Here is a 17,643-nt window from a genome sequence, read left to right on the forward strand (position 1 = left end):
GGAAAGGCGCCCGCTCCCGGGGCCGCGCAGGATTCCAGTGAGCCCGCCGGACAGGCGGGGACCTCAAGGCCCGCGCACTCGGGAGGATCCGCCGTGACCGTCGACCTGGAGCGGCTGCGCCGCTGTCACTTCGCCGTCGACCTCGGGGCGGCCCGCACCCGGGTGTATGTGAAGGGCTCCGGTCTGGTCGTGGACCAGCCCTCGGTCGCCGCCGTGAACACCCGCACCGGCGCGCTGATCGCCGTGGGCGAGTTCGCGGAGAGGATGACGGGGCGCACCCCGGACTACATCAGGGTCGTACGGCCCATCGCCGGGGGCACGGTGGTGGACATCGAGATGGCCCAGCGGATGCTGCGGCACCTGCTCGGCGACAAGATGCGCCGGGCGCTGCGCCGCAAGCCCCGGCTGCGGGCGGCGGCCTGCGCCCCGTACGACGCCGATCCGCTGGCCCAGCGCGCCACGACGGAGACGCTGGTCGGGCTGGGGGCCAGGCGGGTGGAGCTGGTCGACACGCTGATCGCCGCCGCGGTGGGGTGCGGGCTGCCGGTGGAGCGGCCCGAGGCCACCATGGTGATGGTGTGCGGGGCGGCGGCGACCCAGGTCGCGGTGCTCTCGCTGGGCTCCATCGTCACCGCCGAGCGGATCCCGGTGGGTGGCGAGGCCGTGGACCACGCGATCGTGCAGCACCTGCGGCACGCGCACGCGCTGATGCTGCCCAGCCAGGCGGTGCGGCCGCTGCAACTGGCCCTGTCGGGCAACGGGCTGACCCCGCACGGTCCGGCGTCGACCGAGATCCACGGCCGGGACGTGGCGACGGGGCTGGCGCGCAGTGTGCGGGTGGACACCGCCGCCGTGCGCGACGCGATCCAGACGCCGCTGACGGCCGTCCTGGACGCCATCGGCAAGGTGCTGCGCGAGTGCCCGCCGGACCTGGTGGCCGACCTCGCCGACCGCGGGATCGTGATGGTCGGCGGCTCGGCGCTGCTGCCCGGGTTCGACCAGATGCTGCGCCGGGCCACCGGGATGCCGGTGCACATCGCCGAGCGGCCCGACGTGTGCGCGGCGCAGGGCCTGGGCGCCATGCTGGAGGGCCGGATCGAACCGCTGGTCCTGGACCCGCTCGCCGCCTGAGCCCGCCCGGGGCGTGCGGTCAGCGGGGCAGGTAGGCGCGGATCGCCGTGCCCTCCGGGCCGGTGTGCGTGCGGACCAGGTCCGCCACCAGGTTGACCAGCAGCAGTCCGCGTCCGCCCCGCTGGTCGCGGGTGGCGGGGCGGCGGCCGGCCAGCGGGTCGGCGAGGCGGCCCCGGTCGCGGACCTCGCACAGCACGTACCCGTCCTCCGGCCACACGGTGAGGACGCCGGTGCCGCCGCCGTGAACGACGCTGTTCGTGGTCAGCTCGGCGGTGATCAGCGCCACGTTCTCCAGGCCCAGGCCGGTCAGGCCCAGCCGGGCGCCGTGGTCGGTGGCCAGGTGCCGTACGGCGGACAGGGAGGCCTCGTCGAAGGAGAGGCGCAGCACGCCGGGGCCGGCGCCGGGGGCGGGGGGCAGCGGCTCGTTGTACCGGGAGACCACGCCGTCGGGGTCGTAGGCCGCGCTGGTCTTCTCTGTGCCGGAGCCTTCCGGGATGACGACGGGGTGGGTGGCGTGCGCGTCGGCGAGCGCCCGCTCGTCCAGACGGGCGGTGTCGTACGGGCACAGGATGGTGACCTCGCGGCCCTGGAAGGCGGCGTTGATGAGCGCCTCGTGCTGGGCGCAGGCCGGGTACTCGGCCGGGCTGCGGTCCGCCCAGACCGGCTCGCCGATGATGTGGACCCGGCGGCCGGGCTGCTGGGCGTCGGCGAAGGCGCGCAGCACACCGGGGATGATCCGGCCGGGGTTGCGTCCGGCCTCGCGCATGTCCAGGAAGCGCACGGCGGCGCCGTCGGCGCCCAGCTCGTCCTTGATCAGCCGTAGGTTCTCGCCGGGGACGGCGACCGCGACGGGCTCGCCGGCCGTCAGCGCGGCCCGGACGAACGGCACGGTGCCGGCGACGTACTCCCCCGCGTCGGCGTAGAAGAACGCGGGGTGCACGAAGGGGTCCACGGGTTCGGTCGTGGCGGTCATGACGTCCGCACCTCGATCCCCGGCAGACCGGGCCACAGCAGGTCCAGTATCCGTGGCAGGGCGTCCGGGGGCCGGTCCAGCACCAGACGCCGGTGCCCGCCGAGGCCGCGGGCGGCGGCCGCGAGTGCGCCGGCGCCCGCGGCGTCGACGAAGGTCAGCGCGGAAAGCTCCAAGTAATACACGTCCTCGCCCTCGCGAACGGCCCGCTCCAGCGCGCGCTCCCAGATGCCGCGCGTGGGCAGGCTCACCTCCCCCGCCGCCCGGAATCCGCTCCGCCCGGTCAACGGTGACACGTCGAGCCGCGGCGCCGCGGGCGCCGGCCTCGGCACGACGGCCCGCCGGGGCCGCGCCGGTTCAGCTGCGTTCACACCGTCTCCCAGCCGCACGGTTCCATGACTGCCCAGTATGCGCCTCGGCTGCCCTGGACGGGGTGCAGGTCCGCGCACGGGAGGGGCGGGCGAGGTGTGCGCGGCCCTCGGCGGAACGGGACGACGGGCTTTCCCGCCCGTACGGCCCCGGCGGTCGCCCGTGGGCACGCGCACGCGTGCGGGTGGCGCCGACGGCCGGGGCGGTACGGCGGTCAGTACGGGAGGATGCGCCCCGAGGGCGTCCTGCGGTCGATCTCCTGCCCGCGCGGCGCGGCGGGCCGCCGGCTGACACGTACCCGGATCCGACGGTCCATGACGCCCTCCTGCTGCCGACACCGCCCGGCTGCACGCCGGTAGGAGGTCCGTGCCCAGGACGTGACCGGTTCAAGCCTGGACCGCCTCAAGTCTTCTCGCCGGCGCGGTGGTTGACGGTGGCCGGCCCGGGGCGAGAGCGTCGCCGGTTGACGGCCTTTCAGCTCGGCGGGTCCTCCCGGCTCAGCAGTACCTGTCCTCGGCCCGCGCGTACCCGTCGGAGTAGCCGTCGGCGTAACCACGCGCGAAGGAGCCGTTGTTCCGGGCGAAGTTGTTGTTGCCGCCGCTCTTCCGGCAGTCGTCCTTGGCGTCGGACCACCCGGCGCGGAACCCGGATTTGTACCCCTGGCGGTAGCTGTTGTCGCGCTCGACCGTGGCGGTGGCGCCGGCGTGCGTCGCGTTCGGCGACGCCGCGAACGCCTGCTGGATGCCGACAGGGCTCAGGGCGAGGGTGGCGGCGATGACGGCGGTGCCCAGGACGGCGGATCGCTTGCAGTGGCTGGCACGCATGACCTGCCCCCTTTGATTTATAGGTCACTTCAGGTCACTTTCCACCCTAATCACCCTGGTAACTCTCGCAACTGGCCGCACTCCAGTTGCACGGGACGACCGGCCGTGCCTGAGTTCCGGCCCGGCGGGACTCGTTGACGGGGCCGCCGCCCAGATCGTCGGCCTCCCGGGCCGCGGCTGCCTGGATCGACCTGTCGCCCCGGATGCCGCAGCCGGCCGCCGGCCAGGCCCGGTACTACGCCGTGTACCGCGTCTTCGGCGCCGCCTGGTTCAGCGACCCGTCCCGCCTCGTCCCTCTCGTGCGCCGGCGTCTGGCCCCGGGCAGCGTGTGGAAGCGGGCCGCACCGGCACGCTTCGTGCGAGCCACTGCCTGAACCGGCTCCATGCGGCCTGGGTTGGCGATCCGCCGGCCGAGGCCGCTCCCGTCCTGACTGAAAACGTTCCTGCGCCGAAGCGCCTCGGTGGGGCGGGTGGGACTCGAACCCACGACCGACGGATTATGAGTCCTTCGGCGATCTTCGGATCAGTCCCGGCTCCTGCCTCGTCTTTCCTATGACAGCAGCCAGAGGCACTGTTCCGTTCTGACTCTGTGCCGGCCTTCCTGATCCTTCCGCGTCCTTCCGTCCCCTGCGTGTCCCCTGGCAGTCCGCAGAGCCCTCCCGTGAGGGCGACTGGGGAACGTCGGGCGGCATCAACCCAGGTCGAGTAATGGGGTGGCCCCCTTTTACCACCCTCCGGAAGCGGAATTGCCTTCCGACGGGGAGAGCCGGCCTCTGTCCCCGTCGTTCTCCCATCGCCGATGAGCCCCCTGCCGGGACCCTTTCACAGCCCGTGCCGGTCAAGGATGCTCATCAGCTTGCGTCGGCGTTTGAGTTCCGCCCTCAGGCCGGCGAGATACCCGGTGAACGCGTCCTCGGTCCCGAGCGCGCGATGGCAGTCACGGGCTGCCAGGAGCAACCCGGTCAGGTGCTCATAGGCACGGTCCCCGGTCGGCTCCTTCGACCGCTCGACCAGCCGCAGGTACACGCCGAGCGCCTCGGCCGGACGCGTCTCGCGCGACAGGTCGGCGAGTCGCTCCCACTGCCGGTCGTCCGCGCGGTCGGCCGCCTCGCGCCAGGCGGCGTCCAGGTCGCCGTCGTCGAGCAGCACGTCGATCAGCACGGGCCCGCCGTACCGGCCGCCGCACTCACGACGAGCGTCGTCCCTCAAGATGGCCAGCGCCGCCGCGCGCTCAACCTCCCAGCAGTCTGCCGCCCAGGCGGCGGAGCGCAGATGCCGGTAGGCGGCGAGGGACCGCTCGACAAGGAACCGGTCCCGGCGCACCGCGAACGCGTCCGCCGCCCGCCCCGTCTTCGCGTACCGGACGCATACATGCTCGACCAGACGGCTGTCGATGTTCGTCTCGGCGGCACAGTCCCGCAGTCCCCGCTCGGCCCAGGCGAGTGCCTCTTCCGTACGGCCCGCCGTTTCCAGTTCCTCGGCGATGAGCAGATGGGTGGCACCGGACGGATCGAGGTCCTGCGCATACAGGGCGACCAGTGCGTCGATGTCGCCCTCCGCCTTGACCAGGCGCTCCATCAGGAACCGCTCCGCCCAGCCGGACGGCCTGCGCCTGAGTGCCTCAGCCGCCAACTGCCGAATGCGGGCCAGTCCGCTCGGCCCCAGCACGTCGGCATAGTCGAGCGGATCCGGATCCGTCACATCGCTGTCGTCGGCGAGCAGACGGCCTACCAGCCACTCCGCCAGCCGCTCCGGATCGGGGCGTGCGACCCCGCAGGCCTCCAGATGGACCTCCGCCACTGCGGTGGCGGCCTCCCCGACCACGCCGTCCGAGTCGTCGATTTTTTCGTAAGTCTCTCCCAGCACCCGGAGCGCCTCCTCGGCCAGAGCGACCGCCTGCGCGGCCTCCCCATCGGCGGTCAAGGCGCGCAGGGCACTAGCCGCCTCGGCGACCTGTCGTCCATACCCGGAGGCATCCGCGTACTCGATGTACCCGTACCGGGCGAACGGCCGCGGATCGATCAGCGCGATGATCCGATCCCGAACCGTACCGAGGTCAGCGCAAGCAGCGGCTGCCCGCAGCTCCAAACGGCGGCGCAGTTCCCGGTCCTCAGCGATCTGCTCCCGCACAAGCACCAGGAGTTGGTCGCGTGACAGCCCTGAAAGCCACGCTTCCAAGCCGGAAGACCGTGCCCGCGCCGCGGCCCGCTGCTGCGGAATCGTCTTCGCGCGCCGCAACACGGTCAACCCGACCGCCACACAGTGCTTGCAGAAGTTGCCCTCCTGCCCGTACGGGCAATCGCACCATCCCGAGACCCCGTCACCCCCGCCGAGGGTGAGCTCCACCTCGTAGACATCCGTACCGTGCACCACGGCGGTGACCGAGCCCTCCCCCACATCCAGACCACTCACCGCGTCCAGATACCCCAGCCCCCGCTCGAAGGACCTAGCCCCGGCCAGCACCCTCAGATCGTCCTCGCCGAATCCCACCACTTTCCGTGCCACACCGGCATTCAACCGCGGATCGGCAGCTCTCGGAGACCCGAGTAACCCGGCAGCCCACACGTGCGGCCCCACGCGACGGCTGAGCACCCCACCGAGCAGGGCGACTTACGGTGCATCAGCGATGATGGGCGGCCCCGAGCAAGGGGATGGTGAACGCCGGGTGGCCGCCGTCCTCAGAGGCGAGTGCGTCGGGAGCTTGCGCCGGATCTCGACCACCAGCTGCTGCACGAGCTGCGTGCATTCACGCTGTCTCACTTCATGGGGTGATACGGACGGAGGCCGAAGCGGCGGGCCAGGTCGTGTCACAACCTGCGTACATGAACACCGGGAAGGTCGTCGAAGCGCGCTCGCTTGTCGTAGGTGACTACTGTGCGTGCGGTTGTCAGGGCGGTTGCCGCGATGATCAGATCGCGGGCTCCTCTGGGCTGGCCAGCCCTGCGGACGTGGGCGAGCAGTCGCGCATGAGCCCGCGCGATGTCCACTGTGTACTCCTCGACCGGAACCGTGGCGAGGATGGCGTCGACGAATGACTGGCGGGCAAGCCGGTTGGTGTCGGCGGCCAGTTGGACGCCCTGGAGCACTCCGCGGCCGTGATGGCGGCGATCACCGGGTCGTCATCGTCTGCGAGTACATGGTCGAGGACGACTTTCCGGCGCTCGACCGCGATCAATACGCCAGTGTCCAGGATCAGTCGTTCCACGGATCGTCCAGGGTCGGCAGATCACGAGTGGCCATCACATCGCCCTCGAAGGCGTCGTCGAGGGTGTCGACGTAGGGCAGGAGAGCATCCTTCACCGCACGGCCCGTGGCTTTGGGCGCCGGACCGAGCACGGCCAGGCGTTTGCCCCCGCGGGTGATCACGATGGTTTCGCCGCGTTCCACGCTGTCCAGCACGGAGGCGAAGTTCCGTGATGCTTCGGTAGCGGTCATCGTCCTCATAAGGGGCATCCGGACGCCCGCAGCGAACCTCAGACAACACTTGCGAGCAGCGGATTCTCTCCGTTGGGGCCGTGCAGGCGGCTCAGAGGCACTGAAGAGACGTTTCCGCAGGTCACGGTAACGTTACTGGTGGGGCGGGTGGGACTCGAACCCACGGCCGACGGATTATGAGTCCGCTGCTCTAACCGGCTGAGCTACCGCCCCATAGCGGCGTGTCGCGTACAAGTGTGCGCGCCGTCTGCCGCAGCATAGCCGCTCATACGATCTCCTGCCTCGGCTGGTCGGCTACCGCGCTGCTCATGACCGTGAGGACAGCGCCCCAGGCCGCGGCGGTTCCCGAGGACATGAAAAAGGACCCCGGAGGGGTCCTCGTTCAGCGCTCCCCCGACTGGACTCGAACCAGTAACCTGCCGGTTAACAGCCGGCTGCTCTGCCAATTGAGCTACGGAGGACCGAAGCTCCCCCGACTGGACTCGAACCAGTAACCTGCCGGTTAACAGCCGGCTGCTCTGCCAATTGAGCTACGGAGGATCGCCTCGTTGCATCGAACGTACCTCCCTGGGTATTCGCCAGGGGGCGGGCGCTCGCTGCGACACATACATTAGCGCAAGCAGGGGGGTGCTCCGCCAATCGGTATCCCCGACGCCAGCGCGGTACCAGAAACCTACGCACGGGAAGGGTGGCAGCCATGCGCTACCGGCTCACGTTCCTCGCCGGACTGGCTCTCGGTTACGTACTCGGCACGAGGGCCGGTCGCGAGCGCTACGAGCAGCTGAAGAAGTCGGCCCGCCGGATCGCGCAGAACCCCGCGGTGCGCAACACCGCCGAGACGGCAGCCCAGCAGGGCCGCGTCTACGCGGGCAAGGCCCTGCACACGGTCAGCGACAAGGTCGGCGACCGGGTCCCGGAGTCGGTGGCCCACCCGGTGCGCTCCCTGCGCGACCGCAACAGCGACGGCAGGACCGAGGACGACTGGGGCACGAGCGACACGTGAGGGTCACTCCCGGGAATGCGGCAAAATTCTCCGCATGGGGATAGTCGCCGGCTTGGACAGCTCACCGGACTTCACACGCATCGTGGTCTGCGACACGGACACCGGTGCCGTACTACGGCAGGGGTACGCCCCGCACCCGGTCGAGGGCCGGCCCAGCGACGTCGACCCGCAGGTCTGGCTGCTCTCACTCGGTGAGGCGGCCGGCGGCGGGTTGCTGGAGGGCGTGCAGGCCATCGGCGTGTCGTCCCAGCAGAACGCGGTGGTCCCGCTGGACGCCCAGGGCAACACCGTGCGTCCCGCGATGGTCGGCGGCGACAAGCGCGCCCAGGTCGCGGCCGCCGACCTCGTGGACGCGCTCGGCGGCCGGGAGGCCTGGGCGCAGGCGGTCGGATCCGTCCCGCAGGCGGCCCAGCCGGTCACCAAGCTGCGCTGGCTCGCGAAGAACGAGCCCGAGAACGCGCTGCGCACGGCCGTCCTGCTCCAGGCCCACGACTGGCTGGTGTGGCAGCTCCTCGGGCGCCCCGTGCGGCGGACCACCGACCGCGGCGGGGCCTCCGGCACCGGCTACTGGTCGGCCGCCACCGGCGCCTACCGGCCCGACCTGGTCGAGCTGGCCCTCGGTCACCAGGCGGTGCTGCCGGAGGTGATCGGCCCGTCCGACGCGGCCGGTACGACCCCGGAGGGCCTGCTGATCTCCGCCGGCACCGGGGAGACCATGGCCGCCGCGTTCGGGCTCGGCATCGGGCTGGGGGATGCGGTCGTGTCCCTCGGGGCGTCCGGCTCCGTGATGGCCGTGCACCCCGAGGCGCTCACCGACCAGTCCGGGATGATCACCTCCCTCGCCGACGCCACCGGCATGCACCTTCCGGTCGTCACCACCCTGAACGCCGTACGCGCCCTGCGCGGCGCCGCCGAACTGCTCGGCCTGCCGGATCTGGAGAGCCTGTCCGAGCTGGCGATGAAGTCCACACCGGGCGCGCACGGGCTGGTGCTGCTGCCGTACCTGGAGGGTGAGCGGACACCGAACCTGCCGCACACCGCGGGGACCCTCGCCGGGCTGCGGCGCGAGTCGATGAAGCCGGAGCACCTGGCGCGGGCCGCGTTCGAGGGCATGCTGTGCGGGCTGGCCGACGCGCTGGACGTGCTGCGCGGGCGGGGCGTGGACGTGCGCCGGATCTTCCTGCTCGGCCCGGCCGCCGAGCTGCCCGCCGTACAGGCGTCGGCGCCGTCGCTGTTCGGCGCGCAGGTCGTCGTACCGCAGCCCGCGGACTACACGGCGATCGGCGCGGCCCGGCAGGCGGCCTGGGCGCTCGGCGTGTCGCAGGGCACACTCGACCCGCGCACCCCGCCGGCCTGGCAGGGCGCGGCGGCGCAGGTGCTGGAGCCCGGCGAGGAGCTGGCCGTGGGGCAGGCGGTGCGTCAGCAGTACACGGCCGTGCGGGAGCAGACCCATCCGGGGGCGTTCCGCCCCTGAGGACCGGCGGCGCGTTAATCGGTTGAGGTAACGCCGGTGGAGTGTCCGACGATAGGGGCCAAGGGCAACCGACCAGCCCCTGTCGCCGACTCCGAGAGACCCAGCGTGCTCATACGACTTCTGCGGACCTATCTCAGGCCCTACAAGAAACCCATCGCCCTGCTGGTGGCGCTGCAGTTCCTGCAGACCTGCGCCACCCTCTACCTGCCCACTCTGAACGCGGACATCATCGACAACGGTGTCGTGAAGGGTGACACCGGTTACATCCTGTCCTTCGGTGCCCTGATGATCGGCATCTCGCTGGTGCAGGTGGTGTGCAACATCGGTGCCGTGTACTACGGCGCCCGGACCGCCTCCGCGCTCGGCAAGGACGTGCGCGGTGCCGTCTTCGACCGGGTGCAGTCGTTCTCCGCGCGTGAGGTGGGTCACTTCGGGGCGCCCTCGCTCATCACCCGTACGACGAACGACGTGCAGCAGGTCCAGATGCTGGTCCTGCTGTCGTTCACCCTGATGGTCTCGGCGCCCATCATGTGCGTGGGCGGCATCGTGCTGGCCCTCGGTCTGGACGTGCCGCTGTCCGGGGTACTGGTCGCGGTGGTGCCGGTGCTCGGCATCTCGGTGACGCTCATCGTGCGCCGGCTGCGTCCGCTGTTCCGCGCGATGCAGGTCCGGCTGGACACGGTGAACCGGGTGCTGCGCGAGCAGATCACCGGCAACCGGGTGATCCGCGCCTTCGTCCGGGACGAGTACGAGCAGGGCCGGTTCGGGGAGGCCAACGGCGAGCTGACCGACATGCAGCTGGCCACCGGCCGGCTGCTGGCCCTGATGTTCCCGATCGTCATGACGGTGGTGAACCTGTCGTCCATCGCGGTCGTGTGGTTCGGCGCCCACCGGATCGACAGCGGCGGGATGGCCATCGGTGACCTCACCGCGTTCCTCGCCTACCTGATGCAGATCGTGATGTCCGTGATGATGGCCACCTTCATGTTCATGATGGTGCCGCGCGCGGAGGTGTGCGCCGAGCGCATCCAGGACGTCCTGGAGACCGATTCGAGCGTCGTACCGCCGGCGGCCCCGGTCACCGAGCTGCGGGCGCACGGGCACCTGGAGATCCGGGGCGCGGGCTTCCGCTACCCGGGTGCCGAGGAGCCGGTGCTGAAGTCCATCGACCTGGTGGCCCGGCCGGGGCAGACGACCGCCGTGATCGGCTCCACCGGCAGCGGCAAGTCGACCCTGCTGGGTCTGGTACCCCGGCTGTTCGACGCCACCGAGGGCGAGGTCCTGGTGGACGGCGTGGACGTCCGCGAGGTCGAGCAGCACCTGCTCGCCCGGACGGTGGGGCTCGTGCCGCAGAAGCCGTACCTGTTCGCGGGCACCGTCGCGACCAACCTGCGGTACGGCAACCCGGACGCCACCGACGAGGAGCTGTGGCACGCGCTGGAGGTGGCGCAGGCCGCCGACTTCGTGCGGAAGCTGGAGGGCGGTCTGGACGCGCCGATCGCGCAGGGAGGCACCAACGTCTCCGGTGGGCAGCGGCAGCGCCTCGCCATCGCCCGCACGCTGGTGCAGCGCCCGGAGATCTACCTCTTCGACGACTCCTTCTCCGCGCTGGACTACGCCACGGACGCGGCCCTGCGCGCCGCGCTCGGCCGGGAGACCGCCGAGGCGACCGTCGTGATCGTCGCCCAGCGGGTGGCGACCATCCGGGACGCGGACCGGATCATCGTGCTGGACGAGGGCCGGGTGGTCGGTTCCGGCCGGCACGCCGAGCTGATGGCATCCAATGAGACCTACCGGGAGATCGTGCTCTCCCAGCTGACGGAAGCGGAGGCCGCCTGATGGCCGGGCCCATGGGACGCATGATGGCCGGGGGCGGCCCCGACCAGCGCTCGATGGACTTCAAGGGGTCGGGCAAACGGCTCGTCGCCCAGTTCAAACCGGAACGCCTCACGATCTACGGCCTGCTGCTGTGCGTGGTCATCAGCGTGAGCCTGAGCGTGATCGGCCCGAAGATCCTCGGCCGGGCCACCGACCTGGTGTTCGCGGGCATCGTGGGCCGGCGGTTCCCGGCCGGCGCCACCAAGGAGCAGGTCCTCGACTCCCTGCGCGAGCGTGGCCAGGGCCGCATCGCGGACGTGCTCAGGAGCACCGACTTCACGCCCGGAAAGGGCATCGACTTCGACGCCGTCGGGCACGTCCTGCTGCTCGCGCTCGGTGTGTTCCTGGTCGCCGGCCTGCTGATGGCGGTCGCGACGCGGCTGGTCAACCGGGCCGTGAACCGCACGATGTACCGGCTGCGCAGGGACGTGCAGGCGAAGCTGTCGCGGCTGCCGCTGTCGTACTTCGACAAGCGCCAGCGCGGTGAGGTGCTGTCCCGGGCGACCAACGACATCGACAACATCGGGCAGACGCTCCAGCAGTCGATGGGCCAGCTGATCAACTCGGTGCTGACCATCGTCGGCGTGCTCGTGGTGATGTTCTGGGTGTCCTGGCTGCTGGCGCTGGTGGCGCTGGTGACCGTGCCGCTGTCGTTCGTGGTCGCCACCCGGGTCGGCAAGCGGTCGCAGCCGCACTTCGTGCAGCAGTGGCGCTCCACCGGCCAACTGAACGCGCACATCGAGGAGATGTACACCGGGCACACCCTGGTGAAGGTGTTCGGGCGGCAGGAGGAGTCGGCCCGGCAGTTCGCCGAGCAGAACGAGGCGCTGTACCAGGCCGCGTTCAAGGCGCAGTTCCACAGCGGTGTGATGCAGCCGCTGATGATGTTCGTGTCGAACCTGAACTACGTGCTGGTGGCGGTCGTCGGCGGTCTGCGGGTCGCGTCCGGCGCCCTGTCCATCGGCGATGTGCAGGCCTTCATCCAGTACTCGCGGCAGTTCTCGATGCCGCTGACGCAGGTCGCGTCGATGGCGAACCTGGTGCAGTCCGGTGTCGCCTCGGCCGAGCGGGTCTTCGAACTCCTGGACGCGGAGGAGCAGGAGGCGGATCCGGTGCGCGGCGAGCGGCCCGAGGAGCTGCGCGGGCGGGTGCGCCTGGAGCACGTGTCGTTCCGGTACGACCCCGAGAAGCCGCTGATCGAGGACCTGTCGCTCACGGTGGAGCCGGGGCACACGGTGGCGATCGTCGGCCCGACCGGCGCGGGCAAGACCACGCTGGTCAACCTGCTGATGCGGTTCTACGACGTCTCCGGCGGCCGGATCACCCTGGACGGGGTCGACATCCGCGGCATGACCCGGGACGAGCTGCGGGCCGGGATCGGCATGGTGCTCCAGGACACCTGGCTGTTCGGCGGCACCATCGCGGAGAACATCGCCTACGGCGCCTCCCGCGAGGTCACGCGCGGGGAGATCGAGGAGGCGGCCCGGGCGGCCCACGCGGACCGCTTCATCCGCACCCTGCCCGACGGCTACGACACCGTGATCGACGACGAGGGCACGGGCGTCAGCGCCGGTGAGAAGCAGCTGATCACCATCGCGCGGGCGTTCCTGTCCAACCCGGTGATCCTGGTGCTGGACGAGGCGACGAGTTCCGTGGACACGCGGACGGAGGTGCTGATCCAGAAGGCGATGGCCAAGCTGGCGGCGGGCCGTACGTCGTTCGTGATCGCGCACCGGCTGTCGACCATCCGGGACGCGGACACCATCCTCGTGATGGAGAACGGGTGCATCGTCGAACAGGGCGCGCACGCGGAGCTGTTGGCGGCGGACGGCGCCTACGCCCGGCTGTACAAGGCGCAGTTCGCGCAGGCGGTGGCCGAGGTCGACTAGGCGCGGGGGGCCGCTGCGCGGCGGCGGCCCCCTCAGTCCAGGTAGCCCCGCAGCTGGTCCGCGAACGCGTGGTCCCGGAGCTTGTTCAGCGTCTTGGACTCGATCTGCCGTATCCGTTCGCGGGTCACGCCGAAGATGCGGCCTATCTCCTCCAGGGTGCGCGGGCGGCCGTCGGCCAGGCCGTAGCGGAGCTGGACGACCTTCCGCTCGCGCTCCCCCAGCGTGGACAGCACCGCTTCCAGGTGCTCGCGCAGCAGCAGGAAGGCGGCGGACTCGACGGGGCTCGCCGCGTCGCCGTCCTCGATGAGGTCGCCGAGGGCGACGTCGTCCTCCTCGCCGACCGGGGCGTGCAGCGACACCGGCTCCTGGGCGAGCCGCAGCACCTCGCCGATCCGCTCGGGCGGCAGGTCCAGATGGGCGCCGACCTCCTCCGCCGTCGGCTCGTAGCCGCGCTCCTGGAGCATCCGCCGCTGGACCCGCACGACCCGGTTGATCAGCTCCACGACGTGGACCGGGACCCGGATGGTGCGGGCCTGGTCGGCGAGCGCGCGGGACATGGCCTGCCGGATCCACCAGGTGGCGTAGGTGGAGAACTTGTAGCCGCGCGCGTAGTCGAACTTCTCCACGGCCCGGATGAGCCCGAGGTTGCCCTCCTGGACGAGGTCGAGCATGGTCAGGCCGCGGCCGACGTACCTCTTGGCCACGGAGACGACGAGCCGCAGGTTCGCCTCGATGAGCCGGCGCTTGGCCATGCGGCCCATGACGACGAGCCGGTCCAGGTCCAGCGCGAGTTCGCTGTCCAGATCGGGGGTGGTGCCGAGCTTCTCCTCCGCGAACAGACCGGCCTCCACCCGGCGGGCCAGTTCCACCTCCTCGGCGGCGGTGAGCAGCGGGATGCGGCCGATCTCGCGCAGGTACTGGCGGAACAGGTCGGCGGAGGGCCCGCCGGATTCGGCCCGGGCGACGGCGGGGACCTCGACGGGCTCCTCGGGTTCGTCCGCGAGCGCCTCGGCGGGCGGCTCCGCCTCGGGGTGCAGGCCGGCACGGCTCTGCGGGGGCACGGCCGCGAGGACGTCCGCCTCCGCGTCCGGGTCGTCGTCCGCGGCGATGACGGTGGCGCTGGTGCTGCTGTCGGTCTGGGTGAGGGTCTGGGTCTGCACGGGGGCGACCTCCAGGATGATCGCTGCTGAAGGTGTGCGGCAGCGTGCGCTCCGAGGCTCGGGCACCGCCCCCAGTGTGGAGTACGACACAAGCCCGCCACGAGGGGCGTGCGGTGACTTTTTGCGTCCGGTCCGTCACCGGACGGTTACTCGTCTCGTGGGACTATGCGACCGGCAACCCCGCGGAGGGCCGGCCCCGCGTCACAGCGCCTCCGCGCCCCGTTCGCGCAGCGCCTGGTCGTACTGCTGGAGGATCCAGAGTTCGTTCTGTACGGCGGCCAGCTGGGCCGGGTCGCCGGCGGTGGACAGGCGGGTCATCTGGGACTGGATGTCGCGGATGCGGCGTTCCACGGCGCGGCGGCGGATCTGGACGAGGACCGTGCCGGCGTACGTCTCGTCCACCGTGCGGCGCAGGATCGGCTCGACGGCCAGCTCCGTGACCATCGCGCGCACGGTGTCGTCGGGCGCCGCCTCACGGACGCGGACCAGGTACTCCTGCGGGTCGGGCACGCCGTACTCGGCGCCGCCCGCCTCCGCGACGGCCTGGCGCACGGCGGCGTACGGCGGGGCGGTGAACTCGTCCACGCCGTAGGCGTCGAAGGCCGGGGAGACCAGTTCGGGGCGCTGGAGGGCGAGTTTGAGCAGTTCGCGTTCGGCGGCGAAGACCGGGTTGCGCAGGGTCAGGGCAGGCCCCGAGCCGGCCGGGCGGGGTGCCTGTGTCCACTGCTGGTCGGCCGGGCGGCGCCGGTCCTGCTGCTGGGGGCCCTTGCCGTCGCGCGCCCAGCGGGCCAGCTGGGCCACCCGGCGGACCACGAACTGGGTGTCGAGGATGCCGAGCATGCCGGCCAGTTCGACGGCGACCTCGTGCTGGGCGCCGCTGTTCTTGATCCGGGCGACGATCGGCGCGGCCTCGTCCAGGGCCGCGGCGCGGCCCGCCGGGGTGTCGAGGTCGTAGCGGCTCACGATCTGGCGGAGCGCGAACTCGAAGAGGGGCGTGCGCGGTTCGACGAGGTCCGCCACGGCCTCGTCGCCCTTGGCGAGGCGCAGATCGCAGGGGTCCATGCCGTCCGGAGCGATGGCGATGTACGTCTCGGCGGCGAACTTCTGGTCGTCCTCGAAGGCGCGCAGGGCGGCTTTCTGCCCGGCCGCGTCACCGTCGAAGGTGAAGATCACCCGGGCCGAGCCGTTGTCCATCAGCAGCCGGCGCAGGATCTTGATGTGGTCGCCGCCGAAGGCCGTGCCGCAGGTCGCGATGGCCGTGGTCACACCGGCGAGGTGGCACGCCATGACGTCGGTGTAGCCCTCGACCACCACCGCGCGGCTGCTCTTCGCGATCTCCTTCTTCGCCAGGTCGATGCCGTACAGCACCTGGCTCTTGCGGTAGATCGGCGTGTCGGGGGTGTTGAGGTACTTCGGGCCGTTGTCGGCCTCGTACAGCTTGCGGGCGCCGAAGCCGACGACGTCGCCGCCGATGTCCCGGATCGGCCACATCAGCCGGCCCCGGAACCGGTCGATGGGTCCCCGGCGGCCCTCCTGGGCGAGGCCGGAGAGGACCAGCTCCTTGTCGGTGAAGCCCTTGCCGCGCAGGTAGCGGGTCAGGTGGTCCCAGCCCTGGGGGCTGTAGCCGACGCCGAAGTGGACGGCGGCGGCCTGGTCGAAGCCGCGCTCGGCGAGGAAGACCCGGCCGGTCTCGGCCTCGGGGCTGGTGGCGAGCTGCTCGGCGTACCACTGGGCGGCGATCTTGTGCGCCTCGACCAGGCGGATGCGCTCACCGCGCTGGTGGGCCGGGTTGTACCCGCCCTCCTCGTACCGCAGCGTGATGCCGGCCTGCGCGGCCAGCCGCTCCACCGCCTCCGAGAAGGAGAGGTGGTCCACCTTCATCACGAAGGTGATGGTGTCGCCGCCCTCCTGGCAGCCGAAGCAGTGGAAGAGACCCTTGCTGGGGCTGACCTGGAAGGACGGCGACTTCTCGTCGTGGAACGGGCACAGGCCCTTGAGGTTGCCGCCGCCCGCGTTGCGCAGCTGGAGGTACTCGGAGACCACGGCGTCGATCGGGACCGCGTCCCGTACCGCCTTCACGTCCTCGTCGTTGATCCGTCCTGCCACGCGTGAATTCTACGGGGGCGCGGTGACAGTCCCGGCGCCCGCGGAGGTCACGGGGTGAGGCTGTCGAGGGGGACGTGCGGGTCGGAGAGCGCCTCGACGTTCACCTGGGCCCGGGAACGGATGAGCTTCTGGATGGGCTCTGTGACATCCCACACGTTCACGTTCATCCCGGCCAGCACGCGTCCCTCCTTCACCCAGAACGCGATGAACTCCCGCTTCCCCGCGTCGCCCCGGATCACCACCTCGTCGTACGACCCCGGCGGCGCCCAGCCGCTGTACTCCATGCCCAGGTCGTACTGGTCGGTGAAGAAGTACGGCACCCGGTCGTAGACCGCCTCCTCGCCCAGCATCGCGCGTGCCGCCGCCGGGCCGCCGTTCAGCGCGTTCGCCCAGTGCTCGACGCGCAGCCGGGTGCCGAACAGGGCGAGCGGGAAGGACGCCACGTCGCCGGCCGCGTGGATGTCGGGGTCGGACGTGCGCAGCCGTTCGTCGACGGCGATGCCGCCGCCGTGCGCCCGGTCGGCGATCTCCAGGCCGGCCGCCTCCGCGAGGGCGATCCGGGGTGCCGCGCCGATCGCCGCGAGGACGGCGTGCGCCGGGTGCTCCTCGCCGTCGTCCGTGCGGGCCGCGAGGACCACGCCGTCCTGGCCGACGATCTCGGTGAGCCGCGTCCCGAAGCGGAAGCGGACGCCGTGCTCGCGGTGCAGCGCGGCGAAGACGTTGCCCAGCTCGGGGCCGAGCACACCGTGCAGCGGGGTCGGCGCCGGTTCGATCACCGTGACCTCCGCGCCGTAGCCCCGGGCCGCCGCCGCGATCTCCAGGCCGATCCAGCCGGCGCCGGCGATCACCAGGTGCCCGTTGTCCCGGCCGAGGTGCTGCAGGACGCCCTTGAGGCGCTCGGCGTGCGCGAGGCGGCGCAGGTGGTGGACGCCCGCCAGGTCGGTGCCGGGGATGTCCAGGCGGCGCGGTTCGGCGCCGGTGACCAGCAGCAGCTTGTCGTAGCGGACGATCGTGCCGTCGTCACCGAAGCGGACCGTCTTCGCCGTACGGTCGATCCGGTCCACGGTCTGGCCGAGGTGCAGCTCGACGTCGTTGCGGGCGTACCAGGCGGGCTCGTGCACGAAGACGCTGTCCCGCTCCTCCTTGCCCAGCAGGTAGCCCTTGGACAGCGGCGGGCGCTCGTAGGGGTGGTCGCGTTCGTCGCAGATCAGTATCACCCGGCCGGTGAAGCCCTCCGCCCGGAGCGTCTCGGCCGCCTTGGCGCCGGCGAGACCGCCTCCCACGATGACGAACGTCTGATCCGCGTCGACCACTTGATGCCTCCTCGTAAGGGTGCCGCCACATGCGAGCGTCCCGCACGCGGCGTGCTGCGGGAAGAGGGTGTGACCCGATCAGGCCATGGCG

14 protein-coding genes, 3 tRNA genes and 1 pseudogene are annotated in these 17,643 nt (G+C 71.4%); 6 read left to right on the forward strand and 12 right to left on the reverse strand.

The window, feature by feature from the left end; translation table 11 throughout:
• The first annotated feature begins 93 nt into the window (after positions 1–93).
• Entirely contained in the window at positions 94–1,131 is a 1,038-nt protein-coding gene (locus tag AB0947_RS08230; RefSeq protein WP_366749454.1) for a rod shape-determining protein, read from the forward strand.
• A gap of 19 nt (positions 1,132–1,150) precedes the next feature.
• Here AB0947_RS08230 and AB0947_RS08235 read toward each other — a convergent pair whose 3' ends face one another.
• The 3 genes from AB0947_RS08235 to AB0947_RS08245 all read right to left on the reverse strand — a co-directional run bounded on the left by AB0947_RS08235 (position 1,151) and on the right by AB0947_RS08245 (position 3,294).
• A complete protein-coding gene (locus AB0947_RS08235) occupies positions 1,151–2,104 on the reverse strand; it encodes an anti-sigma factor RsbA family regulatory protein (RefSeq protein WP_366749455.1) in 954 nt (317 codons plus the stop codon).
• Positions 2,101–2,352, reverse strand: a complete 252-nt coding sequence (locus AB0947_RS08240; protein WP_366749456.1) for an STAS domain-containing protein — start codon at positions 2,350–2,352, stop codon at positions 2,101–2,103. The genes AB0947_RS08235 and AB0947_RS08240 overlap by 4 nt, the downstream gene beginning before the upstream one ends.
• A gap of 615 nt (positions 2,353–2,967) precedes the next feature.
• Positions 2,968–3,294 carry a hypothetical protein gene (locus AB0947_RS08245; RefSeq protein WP_366749457.1) on the reverse strand — a complete coding sequence of 109 codons (327 nt, stop codon included), beginning with the start codon at positions 3,292–3,294 and terminating at the stop codon, positions 2,968–2,970.
• 233 nt (positions 3,295–3,527) lie between these two features.
• Between AB0947_RS08245 and AB0947_RS08250 the strand changes: the two are divergent.
• Positions 3,528–3,626: pseudogene (locus AB0947_RS08250) on the forward strand (SAM-dependent methyltransferase); the annotation flags it as partial.
• A gap of 490 nt (positions 3,627–4,116) precedes the next feature.
• Here AB0947_RS08250 and AB0947_RS08255 read toward each other — a convergent pair.
• The 6 genes from AB0947_RS08255 to AB0947_RS08280 all read right to left on the reverse strand — a co-directional run bounded on the left by AB0947_RS08255 (position 4,117) and on the right by AB0947_RS08280 (position 7,269).
• A complete protein-coding gene (locus tag AB0947_RS08255) occupies positions 4,117–5,799 on the reverse strand; it encodes an SWIM zinc finger family protein (RefSeq protein WP_366749458.1) in 1,683 nt (560 codons plus the stop codon).
• Positions 5,800–6,101: 302 nt separating this feature from the next.
• Positions 6,102–6,380: a PIN domain-containing protein gene (locus tag AB0947_RS08260; RefSeq protein WP_366749459.1), complete on the reverse strand. Its 279-nt coding sequence runs from the start codon at positions 6,378–6,380 to the stop codon at positions 6,102–6,104.
• A 106-nt stretch (positions 6,381–6,486) separates the two neighbouring features.
• On the reverse strand, positions 6,487–6,747 hold the full coding sequence (locus AB0947_RS08265) for a type II toxin-antitoxin system Phd/YefM family antitoxin (protein WP_366749460.1): 261 nt from the start codon (positions 6,745–6,747) through the stop codon (positions 6,487–6,489).
• A gap of 118 nt (positions 6,748–6,865) precedes the next feature.
• Positions 6,866–6,942 (reverse strand) — tRNA-Ile (locus tag AB0947_RS08270).
• A gap of 175 nt (positions 6,943–7,117) precedes the next feature.
• Positions 7,118–7,190: transfer RNA gene (locus AB0947_RS08275), tRNA-Asn, on the reverse strand.
• A 6-nt stretch (positions 7,191–7,196) separates the two neighbouring features.
• Positions 7,197–7,269 (reverse strand) — tRNA-Asn (locus tag AB0947_RS08280).
• A gap of 157 nt (positions 7,270–7,426) precedes the next feature.
• On the opposite strand from AB0947_RS08280, the gene AB0947_RS08285 reads away from it, so the two are divergent.
• The 4 genes from AB0947_RS08285 (at position 7,427) to AB0947_RS08300 (ending at position 12,973) form a co-directional block, all read left to right on the forward strand.
• Positions 7,427–7,732, forward strand: a complete 306-nt coding sequence (locus AB0947_RS08285) for a YtxH domain-containing protein (protein ID WP_366749462.1) — start codon at positions 7,427–7,429, stop codon at positions 7,730–7,732.
• A 34-nt stretch (positions 7,733–7,766) separates the two neighbouring features.
• Positions 7,767–9,206, forward strand: coding sequence for an FGGY family carbohydrate kinase (locus AB0947_RS08290; RefSeq protein WP_366749464.1), 1,440 nt, complete (start codon positions 7,767–7,769; stop codon positions 9,204–9,206).
• A 105-nt stretch (positions 9,207–9,311) separates the two neighbouring features.
• Complete coding sequence (locus AB0947_RS08295) at positions 9,312–11,045, forward strand: ABC transporter ATP-binding protein (RefSeq protein ID WP_366749466.1); 1,734 nt, start codon at positions 9,312–9,314, stop codon at positions 11,043–11,045.
• Positions 11,045–12,973, forward strand: coding sequence for an ABC transporter ATP-binding protein (locus AB0947_RS08300; RefSeq protein WP_366749468.1), 1,929 nt, complete (start codon positions 11,045–11,047; stop codon positions 12,971–12,973). Before AB0947_RS08295 ends, AB0947_RS08300 begins: the two co-directional genes overlap by 1 nt.
• A 32-nt stretch (positions 12,974–13,005) precedes the next feature.
• Here AB0947_RS08300 and AB0947_RS08305 read toward each other — a convergent pair whose 3' ends face one another.
• From AB0947_RS08305 to AB0947_RS08315, 3 genes are all read right to left on the reverse strand, one after another.
• Positions 13,006–14,223, reverse strand: coding sequence for an RNA polymerase sigma factor (locus tag AB0947_RS08305; RefSeq protein ID WP_366749469.1), 1,218 nt, complete (start codon positions 14,221–14,223; stop codon positions 13,006–13,008).
• A 111-nt stretch (positions 14,224–14,334) separates the two neighbouring features.
• Entirely contained in the window at positions 14,335–16,239 is a 1,905-nt protein-coding gene (dnaG, locus tag AB0947_RS08310; RefSeq protein ID WP_366749470.1) for a DNA primase, read from the reverse strand.
• A gap of 47 nt (positions 16,240–16,286) precedes the next feature.
• Positions 16,287–17,552 (reverse strand): FAD-dependent oxidoreductase, encoded by a 1,266-nt coding sequence (locus AB0947_RS08315; protein ID WP_366749471.1) that lies wholly within the window; start codon positions 17,550–17,552, stop codon positions 16,287–16,289.
• Positions 17,553–17,643 lie beyond the last annotated feature (91 nt).

This window comes from Streptomyces sp. NPDC047841, assembly GCF_040704085.1.
GTDB classification, from domain to species: domain Bacteria; phylum Actinomycetota; class Actinomycetes; order Streptomycetales; family Streptomycetaceae; genus Streptomyces; species Streptomyces argyrophylli.